Here is an 18,276-nt window from a genome sequence, read left to right on the forward strand (position 1 = left end):
ATTATCAACTCGCTTTCTTCATACCTGGAATTTTACCTTCGTGAGCAAGATTTCTAAAACAAATTCTGCAAACTTTGTATTTTCTTAAAACAGCATGTGGTCTACCACATAATTCACAACGTGTATAAGCACGAGTTGAGAATTTAGGATGTTTTTTAGCTTTTACTTTTAATGATTTTCTAGCCATTATTTAGTTTCTCCTTTTGCAAATGGGATTCCAATTAATTCTAACAACGCTTTTGCTTCTTCATTAGTTTTAGCAGTTGTTATAAATTGAACATCTAATCCTTTTATTTTTCTTAGTTTATCAAATTGTATTTCTGGGAAAATTATTTCTTCTTTTACTCCTAATGAGTAATTACCACGACCATCGAATGCTCTAGGGCTTGCACCTCTAAAGTCTCTAATACGAGGCATAGCAATATTAATTAACTTATCAACGAAATCTCACATTCTTGAACGTCTAAGAGTTACTTTACCACCCATAGGCATTCCTTCACGAAGTTTTCATGATGCGTTTGATTTTTTAGCTCTTGTTTGAAAAGGTTTTTGACCTGAAATTTGAGTTAGTTCATTAAGAACTTCTTCAATAGCTTTAGAATTATTTATTTCTTTACCGGCAGTCATATTTAACATAACTTTTTCTAGACGAGGTACTTCCATAATTGAAGAGTATTTAAATCTCTTCATTAATTCAGGAACAATTTTTTTTGTATATTGATCTTGTAAATTCATATATTAGTACTCCTTCTTAGTTCTTTTGTTAATTCTAATTTTTTTGCCGTCTTTGTTAAATGAATAACCAATTTTTGAATATACAGCTACTGATGTTTTTGTAGCTTTTTTAACTAGTACTGCGATATTTGAAGCATCAATAGGAGCTTCAAATTTTGTTATTTTACCATCTTGACCTTGAGTTGGTTTGTTGTGTTTTGTGACAATGTTAATATCTTTAATTCATACTTTATTTGCTTTTTCGTCAGTTTTAATGATTTTACCCATACGGCCTTTATATTGACCTGTGGTTACTATAACTTCATCATTTTTTCTAAATTTCATAATTTATCCTAACTTATTTCTTAAAGTACTTCAGGTGCCAATGACACAACTTTAACATATCCCTTGTCACGCAATTCACGAGCAACAGGGCCAAATACCCGTGAACCTCTCATTGAACCGTCATCTTTAATTAGAACTACAGCATTGTCATCAAATGAAATATGTGAACCATTTTCACGACGAATGCCATAACGTGAACGAACAATAACAGCTTTTACTACTTGACCTTCTTTTACTAAACCATTTGGAATAGCTTTTTTAACTGAACAAATAATTACATCACCAATATTAGCTGTTTTTTTACGGGAACCACCAAGAATTCTAATAACTCCAACTTCTTTTGCTCCTGAATTATCAGCAACATTTAATTTAGAAAGTTCTAAAACCATATTACTTTTCTCCTTCAGTAGCGTGATGTCTAATTTCAACTAATCTAAAATGTTTAGTTTTACTTAAAGGTCTGGTTTCCATAATCTTTACGATGTCACCAACACTAGCTTTATTTGCTTCATCATGAACTGCAAAACGACTAATTGTACGGTAACGTTTAGAATAAAGATTATGTGAACGATAGTTTTCTACTTCTACATAAATGGTTTTACCACCACGAGCAGAAGTTACTTTACCAACTAAAGTTTTACGAGTATTTCTCTCCATTATTTAGCTCCTTTTTTAGACTCTAATTCTTTTTCTTTTAATGCTGTTAAACATTGAGCGACGCTTCTTCTAACATCTTTAATTTTATGACTTTGGTCAAGTTGTCCAGTTGCATTTTTAAAGCGTAATGTAAATAATTCAGCTTTTAAATCGGCAATCATTTTTTGGAGTTCTTCAACAGACTTGGATTTTAAATTTTTATAAACCATTAGTTTTGTTCTCCTTTATCGCTTGCTACTATTTTTCATTTAACAGGTAGTTTGTGTCCTCCGAGACGAAGGGCATCTAAAGCTATTTCTTTATTAACACCTTTTACTTCAAACATCATAGTGTTAACTTTTACTGCTGTATATCATTTGTCAGGTGAACCTTTACCTGAACCCATACGAACACCAATAGGTTTTGATGTTTTTTGGAAGTGAGGGAAAATTCTAATAAAAACTTGTCCTTCACGTCCCATACGACGTGTTATCGCAATACGGGCACTTTCAATTTGGCGAGCGTCAATTCATGCACTTGTTGTTGCTTGTAGACCATATTCACCAAATGAAACTTTATTGCCTTTAAAGGCCTTTCTTTTATCGTGTCTAACTAGAAAAGGTTTACGATATTTAGTTCTTTTTGGTTGAAGCATCGTCATCACCTCCATCTAATTTTTCACCTTTAGAAATTCAAACTTTAACACCGATTGCTCCATATGTTGTACGAGCTGTTGCTTTTGCATAATCAATGTCTTGTCTTAAAGTATGTAATTTCATTTCACCACGTGAGTAACCTTCAGTACGGGCCATATCAACACCATTTAATCTTCCGGCTACGGCAGTTTTTATTCCTTTTGCTCCTGCTTTAAGAGCATCATTAATAATTAATTTTTGAGCAACTCTGAAACTTTCACGATTTTCTAATTTAATCGCAATATTTTCAGCTGCTAAACGAGCATTAAGCTCAGGTTTCTTAAGTAAAACAACTTGTAAATTAATATCAAGGTTTTTGTCTTTTAAGTGTTTTTGCAAGTCCTTAACTAATTTTGCAATCGTTTCTCCGTTTTCGGATAACAATTTGTTAGGAGTTGCTGTGTGTAAATAAACAGTAATTTTTGAGTTTTGTGAACGTGTAATTTTAACTTCACCGATTTGGTACTTACGAACTAACTTATCAAAGAATTTGTAGATTCTAGCATCTTGAACTAAATAATCACCATAGTTTTTCTTTTCAGAAAATCAAGTTGTGTTGTGATCTTTTGTGATTCCGTAACGGAATCCATTTGGATTAACCTTTTGTCCCATAAATACTATTTCCCTTCTTTTTCTTCTAAAGTGATTGATAAGTGTGATGTTCTTTTAAATATTGAATATGCTCTACCTTGTGAATGAGGTTGGAATCTCTTAAGGGTTGGACCTTCATTAACTAATACTTCTTTAACAAATAATTTAGATGCATCCATTCCATGGTTGTTTGTTGCGTTTGCTACTGCTGAATTTAATAATTTAATAAATAATTCACTTGCTTTTTTGTTTGTGTTGTGAAGAATTCCCAATGCTTCTCTAACGTCTTTTCCTCTGAATAAATCAGCAACTAGACGTGCTTTACGAGCACTGATTCTTTGAACTTTAACAAATGCTTTTGCTTGTTGAGTCATTATTTTTTACCTTTATCAGCACCATGACCATTGAAGGTTCTAGTTAGTGAGAATTCACCTAACTTGTGACCAACCATATCATCTGTAACATACACATCAATAAATTGTTTTCCATTGTGAACTTGGAATGTCAAACCTACAAATGAAGGATAAATTGTTGATCTACGACTTCATGTTTTAATAGGTTTTTTAGGTGCTTTCTTCTCAACGATTGCTTCTACTTTTTTAAGTAGAGATTCATCAATAAATGGACCTTTAGATAAACTTCTAGCCATTATTTAGCATCCTTTCTTCTTCTAATAATTAATTTGTTTGAAGATTTCTTAGTTTTTCTTGTCTTAACTCCAAGAGCTTTTTTACCTCATGGTGTAAGAGGTGCTTTACGTCCAACAGGTTGTTTACCTTCACCACCACCATGTGGGTGATCACAAGGGTTCATTACTGAACCACGAACTGTTGGTCTAATACCTTTATAACGGTTACGTCCGGCTTTACCTCAATTAATTAATGAATATTCATTATTTCCAACAACACCAATCGTTGCGCGACAACGAGCTAATACTCTACGTGTTTCACCAGATTTTAGACGTAAAACAACATATTTTCCATCATCGTCTTTACCAAGTATTTGAGCACTTGTTCCGGCTGAACGAGCGACAATTCCGCCTCCGCCAGGTTGCATTTCAATATTGTGAACGAATGTACCTTCAGGAATTGACGATAGTGGTAATGAATTACCTACTAAAATATCAACCTTTTCTCCACTTTCTACTGTTTGACCTACACTAATGCCTTGAGGGGCAAGTATATATCTTTTTTCTCCATCAGCATAAGCTAATAAACAAATGTTTGCTGACCTATTTGGATCATATTCAATTGTCTTAACTATTGCTGGGATATTATCTTTATTACGTTTAAAGTCGATTAATCTGTAAAATCTTTTAACTCTTCCACCTTTATGACGAACGGTAATTTTACCTTGGTTATTACGACCTGAATTTTTCTTTAATAATACTAATAAAGATTTTTCAGGAGCATGTCCGCTTAAAGTTTCAAGATAGTTAATAGATGACATATTACGGCGACCATTTGTAGTTGGCTTGTAATGTTTAATTGCCATTTTTAATATCTCCTTTGCTTAAAAATATTTGAGGACTTTGTCTTTTAAGCAATTTAATTTCCTCTATTTTTTTGTTGCTTCTTTTTTAACAGCTGGTTTTTTAGTAGCTGTTGATTTTGCTTTAGGGGCTGAAGTTTTTTTAGTAGCTGGTTTCTTAGCTTCTTTCTTTACTTCAGGTTTTTCAGCTTTTGCAGTTGATTTCTTTTCGCTTTCGTTGTTTTTTTCTTTAGCAGCTTTTTTAGCTGCCAATTTTTCTGCTAACTTAGCTTCTTTTTCTTTAGCTGCATCTTTTTCGGCTTTTGCTTGTTCTTTAGCTTTTGTTGCTTTTTTAGCTTCATCTGCTTTAACATTTGCATCTTGAGGATAATAGTTAATTACATCCCCTTCTTTAAGAGTAACTATCGCTTTTTTATAACGGTTTTCAAAACCTTCAAAACGTCCTACTCTTTTAAATTTCTTATCAACTTTTAATGTATTTACGTTAGTAACTGTAACTTGGAAAATAAATTCAATCGCATTTTTAATTTGAAATTTATTTGCCGCTCAATCAACTTCGAATGTATAAGTGTTTTGTTGTTGAAGGTTGTTTGTTTTTTCAGTTAGAATTGGTCTTTTAATAATATTTGTTAATTCCATTATTTAACCTTCCCTTCAAATACTTTTAAACCTTCGTTTGATAATACTAGAGCATCAGCTCAAATTAATACTTCAACAGTTACACTAAATGGGTGTACGCAAATAACATTTTGTAAATTATTTACAGATTTTGCAACTGTTTCATCACTAGAAACAATTAATATATGTTTTAAATCATTAATTTTTAATGATGTTAATTTTTTAACAGCTTCTTTAGTTGATACTTTATCTAATTTTAAATCATCAATAATTACAGCTTTATTTTGAGCTAATAATGTTAATGCTGACACAAAAGCAGCTTTTTTAACCTTCTTATTAACTTTTAATTTGTAGTTTCTTTCAGGTGTAGGACCAAATGCTCTACCACCACCAACAAATACTGGAGTTCTTAATGAACCTGTACGAGCACGACCCGTACCCTTTTGTCTTCATGGTTTCTTACCTGTACCACTAACTTCTGCACGATTCTTTACATCGTGTGTACCTTGACGAAGACTTGCTCTTTCTGAAATAATTGTGTCAAAAATTGCTTGTTCGTAAATTTTTGAACTTGCAAAAAGTTCTTTTGGTAATTTCTTGTTATCAAAGTCTAAGATAACAACTTTAGTTAATTTAGATTCTTCTTTTTTGTTTTTAGCATCAACTTTAACATTCTTTGCTTTCATTGATTCTAATTTAGATTTTGAAGATTTAATTTTTTCTGATTTAGCTTTTGTTTCGCTAGCAACTTTAGCTAATTTTTCAAGTTCAGCTTTTGCTTTTGCTTCAGCTTCCGCCTTAACTTCAGCTTCTAATTTTGCCAATTCAGCCATAATTTCTTTACGTTCTGTTTCTGATTTAGCTTTGGCTAATCTTTTTCTAGCTTCTTGAGCTCTTTTTTCTAATTCAGTAGCCTTTTTACGTTTAGGTCTATCAATTGTCAAGTTGATTGTTGTTGTTTGAACTTTTTTATCTTTTTTGTCTGAATCTGTTGTTTTTGGTTTAGAAGTTGTAGCTTTTTTAGTAGCTGTTGTTTTAGCCTTTGAAGTTGATGCAGATTTTTTAGTTGCTGTAGATTTCTTTTTTGCTTCTTTTTCTTTGTCAGCAGTAGTTTTTTTAGCTTCAGCCATTATTTATCTCCTTCAACTTTTTCTTCATTAGCTTTTTTGTCTTGTTCAGCTTGTTTTTCTTTAGCTTCATCTTCTTCAGCTTTTAAGATTAAAGGTTCTAAGTCTGTTGAGTGCATACCCGCAACAACTTCAATACCATATCTTTTTGCTCTTTCAACAAGTTCATTCATTTTGATAACTTCTTCAACGTCAACTAAAACTGTAGCTTGTTTATTAGCAAGACCTTTAACAGCTTCTTTAATTACAACAAAACCTTTCTTAGGTCCAGGAATTGATCCCTTTACAAGTAAAAGATTGTTTTTAATATCAACTTTAATAATTTCAAGGTTTTGAATTGTTATTTGTTCAGAACCTAGATGTCCAGGCATTGTCATACCTTTAACAACTTTGTTACCTGAGATATCCCCAAGTGAACCTGTTTGTCTAACTGGTTGACTACCTCCACCACCACCATGTGATTTAGGACCAATTGATTGATTTCATCTTTTAATTGTTCCGGCAAAACCTTTACCTTTTGAAATGCCAGTAATATCAACAAGTTCTCCAGCTTTAAATATATTTGCTGAAATTTCTTGTCCTAATTCGTAACCTGACATATCACGAATTTCTTTAATGTAGCGCTTAGGTGTTGTTTTAGCTTTGTCAAATTGACCTTTAAGAGGTTTATTAACTTTGTTTTTCTTTAAATCTTCAACAGCTAATTGAGTTGCAACATACCCATCTTTATCTGTAGAAAGAATTTTTGAAACAACATTTGGTTTAACTTCAATAACAGTAACAGCAATAGCTTTACCGTAATCTGAAAAGACTTGAGTCATACCAACTTTACGTCCTAAGATTCCTTTCATAATGTCTCCTTAATAATTTTTGTTTGAGAACCGTCGCTTGTCATACAAGTCGGATTTATTTTTGTGATACTTGAATTTCAACACCTGATGGAAATTCAAATCTTTTAATTTGATCAATTGTTTTTTCATTTGGATCGATTAAAACAATTAATCTTTGGAAAGTTCTTGATTCAAATTGTTCACGTGATTTTTTGTTAACATGAACTGATCTTAAAATGGTAACTACTTCTCTTTTTGTTGGAAGAGGAATAGGTCCACTTACTTTAGTTTGATTTTTTGTTGCTAATTCAACAAGTTTTTTAGCAGCGAAATCAACTAATTGATGTTCAAAACCTTTCACCTTGATATTTAATTTATTCATCGTTGTCTCCTTTGTTCTTATCTGAACTTTACTCCACATAAATTACTTGACACATCCTCAACAACTAAATTTGGTGTATCAACAACCTTATGCTTCAACGTAAAAGTTGCTTTTCAATTATAGATAAAAAGTTATTTTTCGTATGTAAATATTTTCATTTAACCTAAGAATATATATATGTAAATAGATATTCATCAACAAAAAAATAGTAAAAAGTTCTTTTTTAGCAATTTTCATAGTTAAAAATCGACTTTTTTGCGTAAAAAACAAAATATGAGTTAATTAAAAATAAAAGTGTTTTTTATTAACTAAATTTAACAAAAAAATACCAAACACCATAATTAGTTGTTAAGTATAAATAAACATTAAATTATTAAATAAAATTCTTCTAAAAACGTTTTTTTATCTCTTTCGCAACAGCCTTAGGAACAATCTCACTCAACTCTTCTTCCGATGCGTTATAGATATTAGAATATGTTTTAAACTTATTTAATAACTTGTTTTCAAGAGCTGGCCCTAGCCCTTTTATCGATTGTAATTTGCCTTCAAGAGATATAATTTTTTGTCTATTTCTCAAATGTGACTTTGCAAATCTATCCACTTCTATTTGAATTTCCGAAAGAAAATTAAATAATTCTTTTTCTTTTATTTCCCTTTCCTCAAGACTTAAATCCACAATAGCTCTAGTCTTATGGTTACCATCTTTTACTAAACCAATAATCGGAATATTAAAATTTAAATTATTTAAAACTTTTTTAGCTTCCTTAATTTGTGCCTTTCCGCCGTCTACTATTATTAAATCAAAGTCTTTTTTGAGCTTTTCATTTGTAAAATATCTTGTGAAGGTTTGCTTCATATATTCAACATCTGCTAACCTCGAAACATTAATACTTAAATTAAATTTTCGATAGAGATCTTTGTTTTTTACTCCATTTATATAAGCAACTGCAACACCTACTGGATTTGTATTATTAATATTTGAATTATCAAAGATTAGAATACTTTCTAATGAATTATTAGGAACATATTTTTTAAGTGTCGTTAAAAGAGCGTGAATTTTTTCAATATCATTATTTTTAGAAGACATTTTATTTTCATAAAAATAGTCTAGGTTTAATCTCGCTACTTCTAAAGCTCTTTTAAGTGGTCCTATTTTAGGGTTGATTATTTTAAATTCATCAGGAAGATTTAATTCTAGATTAATAAAGTCATTAGAAACTAGTATTTGTTCTGGAAGTAACTTTGAATTGTAATATTTAACAATAAAGTTTTCTAAAGTTGACTCTAAATTACCATTAATACTAAATTGCTGATTATCTTTATTTATTAATAATCCGTATCTATAAAATAGTATAGTAACATAAATTGTTTTATCATCATATTTGAAATCTATAACATCTATATTTTTAAATGTTTTAAGTTCAATAATTTGATCTTCTCTTAATTTTTCTAAGTAATTTATAGAATTTCTTAAATCTAAAGCTATTTCATATTGTTCTAGTTCAGAAGCTTGTTCCATTTTATTTTTTAATTCATTAATATAATGAACGTTGTTAAATTTTAAAATACTTTTAATATTATTAAATTTATCCAATCAAAATTGATAGTCATTATTTTTTATAACTAAACCTTTTTCATAGAATGCTTCTCTTTGCAATAATTTTAAAATAACATTAGCACCGTATCCGTTAGGAAATGGTCCAAAATAAAATAAATGTTTATTTTCTTTTTTATTCAAATTTCTTGATAAAGAAATATTTAATTTTTTTTGTAACTCTATCTTAATGTATGGATATCTTCTATCATCTAACAAAAGTAAATTATATGGCGGGTTATATTTATCAATATATTGCTTTTCAAGTAAGAGAGCTTCTTTATTGTTGCGCACTATAAATATTTCATATGAGTCTATATTTTTAACTAATGTAGAAGTCATGTAACTATTTACACTACCTCTAAAATATTGCTGCATTCTTTTTCTAAGATTTTTAGCTTTACCAACATACAAAATATTACCAGCTGAATCTTTTCAAATATAAACACCTGGTTTTGTAGATATTGTTGATATTTTTTTTATTAATTCTTCATAAGTCATATTTAATCTAAAAACTCCTCAATAATGTCTATGAAGATGTCTTTAGGTCAAAAGTTAGAAATGTTCTTTTTAATAATGTTATTTTTTACAAAGATAAAAGTCGGGATTTCAAGAACTGAAAATTCGGCAAAAGGATCTCTATATACTCCAGCCTCTTCAGCATCAATTTCATAGAAAACAATATTTTTATTATTAGAATACAATTTACTAATTTCTTTTAAAATTACTTCCATTTGTTTTAACTTAAAACAATTTTTTTTAGAGAAATACAAAACATATAAAATATCAGAATTTTTATTTTCTAGCAAAATATTTAATACATCTTTAAATAGTATCCTAATCATTACATAACTCCTTTTTAATTGTTATCTTCAAGAATTGGACTAATTCATTCATCACTATCATCTTCCGTAGCTAATTCAGTTGTTTTAGTTAATAAAACATTGTTGCTTATAATTTGTGAATCGGTTTGATCAAAATCTTCAAATAATATATTTAAATTATCTTCTTTTTCTTTATTTGATTTAGATGGAATAAAACTTTCAACAGTTTTAGCCATATCATTAGATTCCTTATCTTGATATTTAATATTTATTGTTTTACTAATTGTGTTTTCGTCTGTAAAATCATCATCAAAACCTATGTTAAGTTCTGATGTTTCTTTTAAATTATCTTCATTAAAACTAATCGTTTTAGTCTTTTCATCAATTTCATTAGTATCGGTTAATTCAAATCCTAAATTCACTTCTTTTGTTTCATTTGGAGTTACTATATTTGTTTCCTCTATGATATCATCTCGATTAATTTGGACCTTATTTTTATTATCAACATTTTCAATGCTACCTAAATTAAGATTAATTGTTGTAGTAGATGTCTTAACCACATTTCCTTGTTCATTTATTGAATATTCATAGCTATTTGAAAACTCAGCACTTTGTTCTAATGTTTTTTCGGTGGTATCAAAAATAACAGATTCATTTCCGTTGCCATTAACTAACGATTCAAAATTAATATTTGGCATCATAACATTAGCTGCATCTTTGGCACCATTTTGCTTAGTTAACAAAATTTTTGTAAATTCCTGTTCATCTCTTTCATCTTTTGAAATTTTAATATTCTTCTTAATAAAGAAGTCTTTGGTTAAATTATGATTAGCAAATAAATCTATATTTTTATTAACTTGCTTTATTATGTAATCAAAACTAAATTTGTAATGATCTAATTTTAAAATTGATGAAGCCTTCTTATAAAAATCAAAAATTTTTTTAGATTCATCAGTGTAATAGAAAATACTATTAGGTTTCTTTAGGTAATTTTCAATCATTATTAGGTTCTTTTTCTTAGTGTTTAATTCCCTAAAATATTTAATTGGATTTAAAGTGACTAATCAAAATCATGATAATAATATTATTAATATTATGATAAAAATACTCAAAAACGGAGAAAGCACAGCACAATGTAATATATTAAATATTGTGTCAAAAACAATACCTACATTCCCATAACAAATAGGAAAATTAATTACATCTTTTCCCGAGCCTGAAAAAGAATATACTCAACCTTTTGTAAAAATTAATTTTAATTCATTCGGTTTATAATAAAAGGCATTATTTACTCTTAAACTCACTAAAACAGCATGATAAATAATTGCAAAAGCTAGTAAATTAAGTCATATAAAAGTTATTATTCTTTTTTTCAAAATTCAATAATCAACTCTCGTGTAATTTTTAAATCATCTAAAGTAATACTTTTTAAAAACAACACTCAACCATCTTGTTGCAAAAGTAAAATATGAACCAACAAGAATAAAAATCACTAAGTCACCAAAAACTTGGCCAAAAGAATAAATGTATATTTTTCTTAAAAAATTAAAGAAAACACTACTGCTTTTTTCTTGACTATGTTGATAATGAATTGTCATAACTGCGGCACTTAGTAAAAGAATAATAATAAATTTTAAAAATTCAATTGAATAGTTAAAACTAACGTCGCCCACAACATCACTAGGTTTTTTGAGTTCTTTATTTTTAAAAATAAGATTTTTATTTTTTATTAGCTTCATTTTATTCATATTATGTTCTTAATTATATTATTAATAATTCTAATATTGATAATTAATAAAAAAAATCGCGGTAAAAAAGGTCCGCGAATTTTTTAAAACTTACACTAAGCATTATTCAGGTTTTTTAGTTGGTGTTTTATCACCTGCTTTTTCTCCTAATTTCATTCCTTGATTAAAGAATGTCCCTAAACTTACAGCTTGTGCAATGTCTGTTGGAAACATTAAAGTATTGCTTTGACCATTTGATATTTCACTAAGTGCAATTAGCGATTGAAGTTGAATAAATTCTTTTGAAGGCTTTGCTTCGTTTATTAATTCAATAGATTGTTTTTTACCTTCAGCTTCAAGAATTAATGCTTGTTTTTTAGCTTCTGCATTTAGTATTTTAGCTTCTTTGTAACCTTGTGCTTTAGTTATTTCGGCTTGTTTAATACCCTCGGCAATAAGAATTTGTTCACGTTTTTCACGTTCAGCTCTCATTTGTTTTTCCATTGCCTCTTTAATTTCTTGAGGAGGAAGAATATTTTTTAACTCAACTCTAATAATTCTAATTCCTCAATCATCTGTTGCTGAATCTAAGATTTCTCTTAGTTTTTCATTTATTGTATCTCTAGAAGTAAGAGTTTCATCTAATTCTAAATCACCTACTAAATTTCTAAGAGTTGTAGCTGTTAAAGATTCAACTGCAAAAAATGGATTTTCTGCACCATACGCAAATAATTTAGGATCTAAGATTTTTAAATAAACAACAGTATCAATTTGCATTGTAACATTATCTTTTGTAATAACCGCTTGTTCTGGAAAATCGAATACTTTTTCTTGTTTTGTTTCGGTTAATTTTACTCTATCAATTAGAGGGATAATTCAATGAAGTCCGCCTTCTAGAGTTTTATTATATTTACCCAATCTTTCAACAATTTTAAATTTCATTTGAGGAACGATTCTAAATCCAAATAATAAAAATAGTAATAATGCTCCAACAAGAACGCTTACAACAATAATTCAAGTCATATTTTTCTCCTTAATATCTATAAAAATATGTATTTACACATATTATATATTTCATTTTGAATTTAAGTAGATATTAAAGTTTTAAAAATTTTTCTTTTGTTGATGCCAAACTATGTTTGTCAAAAATTTCTTTTAGACTTTCCTTGTTAATGTTTAATTTATATAAATCAATATTCAAGTCCATGTCAACATTTGTGTTCAAAATAGCTAGTTTTTTACATAACTCACCATGTTCGCGGCCTTCAAGTAATTTATCTTTAGTTTTTCCTTTTATTTCATTAATATTATTAAAAATTGATTCTAGTGAACCATATTTTTGAAGTAACTTAATAGCAGTTTTATGACCAATTCCTTGAATCCCTTTTAGATTATCCGATGGATCACCAGCTATACCTTTATAGTCAGCAATTTGCGATGGATTTAACTCATATTCATCCAAAAAGTTGTTGCTTGAAATTAAATCAAAATAGCTAGTTGAATTAGCTTTTCTTTTTCTTAATACAAATGTATTTCCACTTACAAGTTGCAATAAATCCTTGTCTTTAGAAAAAATTATATTGTTACATTCATTTGTTTTATAGGCTAATGTGGCAATTAAGTCATCTGCCTCATCTCCCAATTTTTCTTTTCAAGGTATATTCATTTTTGTTAAAATTTCTTTAATTAATGCAAATTGAGGGAAAATGATTTCTGGAGCTTTTGTTCTTCCTGCTTTATAATCTTCATATTCATTGTGCCTTTTTGTTTTACCAAAAGCATCAAATGCTATAAATATATAGTTAGGATTTGTAATACTTATCAATTTATGTAAAGTCATTAGAAAAACATGAACACCATTTACTGGAGTTCCTTCATTATTCGTCATTAAAGGTTGCCCTGAATAAGATGATGCATAAAAACTTTGAAACATCAAAAAATTACCATCAATTAATAAAAATCGTTTTCTATCAAAACCTAATTGAAAATCAATTTCATCTACACTTCTATCGTTTGAATTCATTTTTATACCTCATCTCAATCTAATAATCTTGGTTTTCCATTCCGTCCCAATTCTAATTTAATTTTATAAATTCTTTCAATTTTTAATGGCTCAAACCTATCAAATAAATTCTTATCAATAAACATTGCTTCAGTTGAAAAACTATCTTGAAATTCATATAATTTATAGCTTCTACCAGTAAATTTCTTTATAGTGATTAATTTAGCAACACATCAATATTGTCCATCACTCGGTATTGTCTTCATTTTATATTTAAAGTTTGCTTCATGTTTTGTAGTATCAGAAACATTATACATTCCACCAAGTAATTGAATCTCGTTACTAATTTCATAATCTATATCTCTATCTATATCTGTATCAAATTTTATTTTGTTATAACCCAATTTTTCAATTTTGACCTTTACATCTTTGTATGAATCATCCTTAAATAAATCATAGAATGTAATAATTTGCTTGTCAAATGCTTCGACTTGTTTCATATGTCCATAGTCTCTGAAAACATTTGCTCTAATTAATAATGAAATTTGATTATCTTTTAACCCGGAAAATCTTAATCTAAATAAAGTATCGAATAAATCAGAACTAAAAGGTCCGTTTTCAATTAAATCATTTTTTATTTTAATTAATGACTCATTGCCTAAACCCTTGATTAAGGACAATGGCAAAAAGTATGAATTATTTCTTACAACACATTTACTTGTGGGATTTAGTATGCTAGGAGATTCTACTCTAACGCGCAATCCTCTAAGTTCATCAACAAAATCTTTAATTTTGTTTTGATCTCCTCCGGCTTCCGAAATCAGTGATGGGTAAAAATAATGTGGATAGTGTGTTTTATAATAACCCATCTTCATTGATAAGTATGCATAGGCTACAGCATGACTTTTATTAAAACCATAATTTCCAAATTTCTTAATATTGTCATATATCTTTTTAATAGTTGAATCATTTAAATTTTTATTCTTGGCACCTATATAAAATAATTTTCTATACTTTTCTATATTATCTTCATTTTTCTTGCTAATTGCTTTTCTCAAGAAATCGGCATCAACAAATGATAAGTCACCAACTTGTTGTGCAATTTGCATAATTTGTTCTTGATAAACGATAATTCCATTAGTTGGTTTTACAATCTTGTCATAGTGACTTTCGATAGGTTTATATAAATTAGGATTGTTTTTAACTTCAATATAATCCTTAATATAGTCTTTAGGACCAGGTCTATTTAATGATATTAATGCATAAAGTTCTTCAAAACTACTAGTTTTTAATTTTCTTATATACTTATCCATTCCCTTAGTTTCTATTTGAAAAATACCTTTTGTATTGCCTGTATTTAATAAGGCAAAAGTTGCAGGGTCCTCTAACTCTAATTCATTTCGTTCAACTAAATAATCAAATTTTTGTTCATTAGTTAAATACTTTTCAATTCCTTGGATTTCACTTAAAGTTCTTAACCCTAACAAGTCAATTTTTAATAATCCATAATCTTCAATATTTTCCATAGTTAATTGAACTTGTAGAAATTTATTATCATTAGATAAAGAAACTGGAATTAAATTAACTAGAGGTTGATCGGCAATTATTATCCCTGCTGCATGGAGTCCAATTTGCCTTGGAGCACCTTCTAATTCCATTGCTTCCTCAAATAAATAAGGGTATTTATCTACTTCTACTTTGAAAGCTATATTTTTTTCATACGATATTTTTAAATCATCTGAAATATATGAATTAATTGTTTTTGAAACTTGATCTGCATCAGATGGTTTAATTCCTAAATTTCTAGCAGCATCCTTTATAGCGCTTCTTGCTCCGATCATTTGAAATGTTGTAATCTTAGCAACTCTATCAAAGCCATATTTTTCTTGAACATAATTAAATACTTCATCTCTACGGTTATCTTGAATATCAATGTCAATATCTGGTCAACTAACTCTTTTTGGGTTCAAAAATCTTTCAAATAATAAATCATACTTAAGCGGATTTATTTTGGTAATTCCTAAGAGATATGAAACTAATGAACCAGCGGCGCTTCCACGACCCGGACCAATTTCGATTCCATTGTCTCTGGACCAATTAACGATATCTTGAATAATTAAGAAATAATTTATAAATCCTAAATCATCAATTATTTGAATTTCATAATTTAATCTATCCTTTCACGTTTGATCGGAATTAGGAAACTCTTTTTTCTTTACCAGCAAATTTTTTTTCAGTAACTTATAGAAAAACTCTCTATTTTCATCTTCGTTATTGTTATTGAAGTTCGCTAAATGTAATTTTTTTTCAGGAAAAAATAAATTACATTGATCAATTATTCTTTGGTTATTAATTAACAATTTCTCATCTACAATAGGTTCATCATAATTAAGTTGTTCGTTTTTATTTAATTGAAAAAAGAAAATTGACTTGGAATCAACATATTTATTAGAAAATACAAAATAATTATCTAAATTAAAAAGAGAATTATCTTTCGTTTTAGAAAATAAACCTTCAGTAGGGTGGTCAATTATTATTAAGTTTCTATCAACGATATCATCAATTTCAAGATCTTTATTTAAACTTTGTTTAAGAACTAAAGTATTTAATTTTTGAAAACCTTGATAATTCTTAGCCAATAAAATAAAACGGTGATCTTGAACATCCAAATCAATTCCAATAATTGGTTTTAAGTTATTTTTTTTGCAAAGTTTTACAAATTCAGCATATGCAAAAAGATTATTTCTATCAGCTAAAACTACACTAGTTAGCCCTCTAGAAACAGCATTTTCAATTAATAATTCCATTTTTAAAGTTGATTCATCAAATGAATATCTTGTTTGGTTATATAAGTTAGTAAATTTAGTCATGTTTTTATTATATATTTAAAAACAATTGTCATTTTTTTTATTTGAAGATATTATTCGAAATTTATTAACAAATCGGCAATAGAATAAATTAAAGTAAAAAACATGGAACAAAACATGCATATTTTGTAAATTAATATAGTAAAAACTCCCCAAAACCATTAATTTATAACCGCTTTTATATAATTATTAAGGTACAAACGTACCAAGACTATTAATATTAATATATTGATACGAATCACAATAAAAGGAAATATCAAATGAAAGAATTTAAAACCTTAATTACTTCACAAGGTTTGTATGGTGCAGTTCTTGCTACACTTACATTCGTTATGATAGGTTTCTTTATTACAAAAAAAGGTCTTTTTAATAAAGAAACAAATGGAAAAATATCAAAATTCCTTCTAAACTGAGCATTACCATTCCTTTGTATAGTTGCATTTATGAAAAATGCAGATGCAACAAATGCAAAAGAAGTTGGTGTTGTTCTTGGTTTATCAACAGCATTCTATGTATTAATTGCTGTTTATAACTGGGCAATTATCAAATTTGTTCCAAATATGGTATCTGCTAAGATTAAACACCAAGCAGATAAAATGTGAGAACAAACAGATAAAACTGAAAATCAAGAAAAATTCAGAGAAGCTCACGTTGCAAGTTATCGTCAAAAATTAATGACCTCTCAAATGATGATTGCTTATGGATCACTACAATTCTTTGCAGTACCATTAGTATCAGCATTAACAGGAACAAACGTATTTAACGGTTTCTCAACAGCATTATTACAAGTTTGAAACTTACCTTATATGATTGGTGCTTTCACATATGTTCAAATGGCTTATTCAGGACAAAAAATGTCTAAAGACCAAATTAAACCTATAATGAAAGCTTTATTCCACCCAATGATGATTTGTTTATATGTTTCAGCTATTCTATGAGCATTACAATTTGCGCCTGTTTTGAACACACAATTTGTAATTAATCCTAAGGCTCCATTTGCAGAAGTTTTTGATGCTTCAAAACATGCAGGAAAAGCTCATGGTCAATTCTGAGGTGGATTATTAGGACAACTTCCTGTTATCGCTGCAATCTTAATCCCTGGTGTTAAAATTATTTCACCACTTGCGTGATTAGTAATTGGTGGTTCTCTTGCTACATCAGACCTTAAAGCAGCAGCAAAAGATGGCTCTGTTTGAGTAACAACAATGAGAAAATTAATAACATTACCACTAGTGATGTTTGCGCTCGGATTCCTATTTGTTCCAACAAAAGTTCTATCACATGAAGCTATGACACTTATTGTATTATTAGCAGCATGTCCACCAGCAGCAGTTACAATTATTTTCTCAGTTGCTTACAAACACGAACACTCAGGATATACAGCTCAAGTAAACTCATTATCAACATTATTATGCTTAATAACAATGCCTATATGAGTTGTTATTGCTCACGTATCGTACGTAGCAGTAGTTTAATTTATATAAAAATTGGATACTTTTTATAGTATCTAGTTTTTTTATTATGCGTTATTGGAAAATAATTTAGTATTAGTAAAATAAAAAAATATATTTTTATTAAAAATAAAAAATAACTTTTATAATTGCTCAATATGAAAACATCACTATTAAAAAATGCTTGTATTGAGCACAACTCAATTATGATTCAATTTAATGAAGATAACTACCCTTCATTAAAGTTTTTTGTAATTGAATTTGTTCAAAACATTTTTGATAGTGCCTCCCTGCTCTAAGGTTAATAATTAGTAATTTTTAACCTTTTAATATTTATTAATATTAAGTTGATATTTTTATATAAAAACACAAAAATACATAT

At 28.5% G+C, this 18,276-nt stretch carries 22 protein-coding genes and 1 pseudogene; 2 read left to right on the forward strand and 21 right to left on the reverse strand.

The window, feature by feature from the left end; genetic code table 4:
• Position 1: 1 nt before the first annotated feature.
• The 21 genes and pseudogenes from JXZ90_RS01530 to dnaE form a co-directional block, all read right to left on the reverse strand.
• Complete coding sequence (locus JXZ90_RS01530; RefSeq protein WP_205848633.1) at positions 2–187, reverse strand: type Z 30S ribosomal protein S14; 186 nt, start codon at positions 185–187, stop codon at positions 2–4.
• Entirely contained in the window at positions 187–735 is a 549-nt protein-coding gene (gene rplE / locus JXZ90_RS01535; protein WP_205848634.1) for a 50S ribosomal protein L5, read from the reverse strand. Before rplE ends, JXZ90_RS01530 begins: the two co-directional genes overlap by 1 nt.
• Positions 736–738: 3 nt before the next feature.
• Entirely contained in the window at positions 739–1,059 is a 321-nt protein-coding gene (gene rplX, locus JXZ90_RS01540; protein WP_205848635.1) for a 50S ribosomal protein L24, read from the reverse strand.
• Between the two features lie 20 nt (positions 1,060–1,079).
• Entirely contained in the window at positions 1,080–1,448 is a 369-nt protein-coding gene (rplN, locus tag JXZ90_RS01545) for a 50S ribosomal protein L14 (RefSeq protein ID WP_205848636.1), read from the reverse strand.
• Position 1,449: 1 nt separating this feature from the next.
• Positions 1,450–1,719 (reverse strand): 30S ribosomal protein S17, encoded by a 270-nt coding sequence (rpsQ, locus tag JXZ90_RS01550; RefSeq protein WP_205848677.1) that lies wholly within the window; start codon positions 1,717–1,719, stop codon positions 1,450–1,452.
• The gene (gene rpmC / locus JXZ90_RS01555; RefSeq protein WP_205848637.1) at positions 1,716–1,925 is read right to left on the reverse strand and encodes a 50S ribosomal protein L29; all 210 of its coding nucleotides are present in this window, start codon (positions 1,923–1,925) and stop codon (positions 1,716–1,718) included. Before rpmC ends, rpsQ begins: the two co-directional genes overlap by 4 nt.
• Positions 1,925–2,350 carry a 50S ribosomal protein L16 gene (gene rplP, locus JXZ90_RS01560; protein ID WP_205848638.1) on the reverse strand — a complete coding sequence of 142 codons (426 nt, stop codon included), beginning with the start codon at positions 2,348–2,350 and terminating at the stop codon, positions 1,925–1,927. The genes rpmC and rplP overlap by 1 nt, the downstream gene beginning before the upstream one ends.
• The gene (gene rpsC / locus JXZ90_RS01565; RefSeq protein ID WP_205848639.1) at positions 2,328–3,002 is read right to left on the reverse strand and encodes a 30S ribosomal protein S3; all 675 of its coding nucleotides are present in this window, start codon (positions 3,000–3,002) and stop codon (positions 2,328–2,330) included. Before rpsC ends, rplP begins: the two co-directional genes overlap by 23 nt.
• Before the next feature lie 5 nt (positions 3,003–3,007).
• On the reverse strand, positions 3,008–3,355 hold the full coding sequence (rplV, locus tag JXZ90_RS01570; protein WP_371808122.1) for a 50S ribosomal protein L22: 348 nt from the start codon (positions 3,353–3,355) through the stop codon (positions 3,008–3,010).
• Positions 3,355–3,630, reverse strand: coding sequence for a 30S ribosomal protein S19 (rpsS, locus tag JXZ90_RS01575; RefSeq protein WP_205848640.1), 276 nt, complete (start codon positions 3,628–3,630; stop codon positions 3,355–3,357). The genes rplV and rpsS overlap by 1 nt, the downstream gene beginning before the upstream one ends.
• Positions 3,630–4,475: a 50S ribosomal protein L2 gene (rplB, locus tag JXZ90_RS01580; RefSeq protein WP_205848641.1), complete on the reverse strand. Its 846-nt coding sequence runs from the start codon at positions 4,473–4,475 to the stop codon at positions 3,630–3,632. The genes rpsS and rplB overlap by 1 nt, the downstream gene beginning before the upstream one ends.
• Before the next feature lie 63 nt (positions 4,476–4,538).
• Positions 4,539–5,111, reverse strand: a complete 573-nt coding sequence (gene rplW / locus JXZ90_RS01585; protein ID WP_205848642.1) for a 50S ribosomal protein L23 — start codon at positions 5,109–5,111, stop codon at positions 4,539–4,541.
• Complete coding sequence (rplD, locus tag JXZ90_RS01590; protein WP_205848643.1) at positions 5,111–6,220, reverse strand: 50S ribosomal protein L4; 1,110 nt, start codon at positions 6,218–6,220, stop codon at positions 5,111–5,113. The genes rplW and rplD overlap by 1 nt, the downstream gene beginning before the upstream one ends.
• A 218-nt stretch (positions 6,221–6,438) precedes the next feature.
• Positions 6,439–7,071: pseudogene (gene rplC, locus JXZ90_RS01595) on the reverse strand (50S ribosomal protein L3); the annotation flags it as partial.
• A 52-nt stretch (positions 7,072–7,123) separates the two neighbouring features.
• A complete protein-coding gene (gene rpsJ / locus JXZ90_RS01600) occupies positions 7,124–7,429 on the reverse strand; it encodes a 30S ribosomal protein S10 (protein WP_205848645.1) in 306 nt (101 codons plus the stop codon).
• A gap of 388 nt (positions 7,430–7,817) precedes the next feature.
• Entirely contained in the window at positions 7,818–9,524 is a 1,707-nt protein-coding gene (gene uvrC, locus JXZ90_RS01605) for an excinuclease ABC subunit UvrC (protein WP_205848646.1), read from the reverse strand.
• A gap of 2 nt (positions 9,525–9,526) precedes the next feature.
• Complete coding sequence (locus tag JXZ90_RS01610) at positions 9,527–9,868, reverse strand: thioredoxin domain-containing protein (protein WP_205848647.1); 342 nt, start codon at positions 9,866–9,868, stop codon at positions 9,527–9,529.
• A 14-nt stretch (positions 9,869–9,882) separates the two neighbouring features.
• Positions 9,883–11,595: a hypothetical protein gene (locus JXZ90_RS01615; protein ID WP_205848648.1), complete on the reverse strand. Its 1,713-nt coding sequence runs from the start codon at positions 11,593–11,595 to the stop codon at positions 9,883–9,885.
• Between the two features lie 102 nt (positions 11,596–11,697).
• Complete coding sequence (locus tag JXZ90_RS01620; RefSeq protein WP_205848649.1) at positions 11,698–12,597, reverse strand: SPFH domain-containing protein; 900 nt, start codon at positions 12,595–12,597, stop codon at positions 11,698–11,700.
• Positions 12,598–12,670: 73 nt separating this feature from the next.
• Positions 12,671–13,597, reverse strand: coding sequence for a 5'-3' exonuclease H3TH domain-containing protein (locus JXZ90_RS01625; protein ID WP_205848650.1), 927 nt, complete (start codon positions 13,595–13,597; stop codon positions 12,671–12,673).
• A 2-nt stretch (positions 13,598–13,599) separates the two neighbouring features.
• On the reverse strand, positions 13,600–16,446 hold the full coding sequence (dnaE, locus tag JXZ90_RS01630) for a DNA polymerase III subunit alpha (protein WP_205848651.1): 2,847 nt from the start codon (positions 16,444–16,446) through the stop codon (positions 13,600–13,602).
• A gap of 257 nt (positions 16,447–16,703) precedes the next feature.
• Between dnaE and JXZ90_RS01635 the strand changes: the two genes are divergently transcribed.
• Positions 16,704–17,918, forward strand: coding sequence for an AEC family transporter (locus tag JXZ90_RS01635; protein ID WP_205848652.1), 1,215 nt, complete (start codon positions 16,704–16,706; stop codon positions 17,916–17,918).
• 134 nt (positions 17,919–18,052) lie between these two features.
• Positions 18,053–18,193, forward strand: a complete 141-nt coding sequence (locus tag JXZ90_RS01640; protein WP_205848653.1) for a hypothetical protein — start codon at positions 18,053–18,055, stop codon at positions 18,191–18,193.
• The last annotated feature ends 83 nt before the right edge of the window (positions 18,194–18,276 follow it).

The organism is Mycoplasma sp. Mirounga ES2805-ORL (assembly GCF_017084445.1).
GTDB lineage: Bacteria > Bacillota_I > Bacilli_A > Mycoplasmatales > Metamycoplasmataceae > Mycoplasmopsis.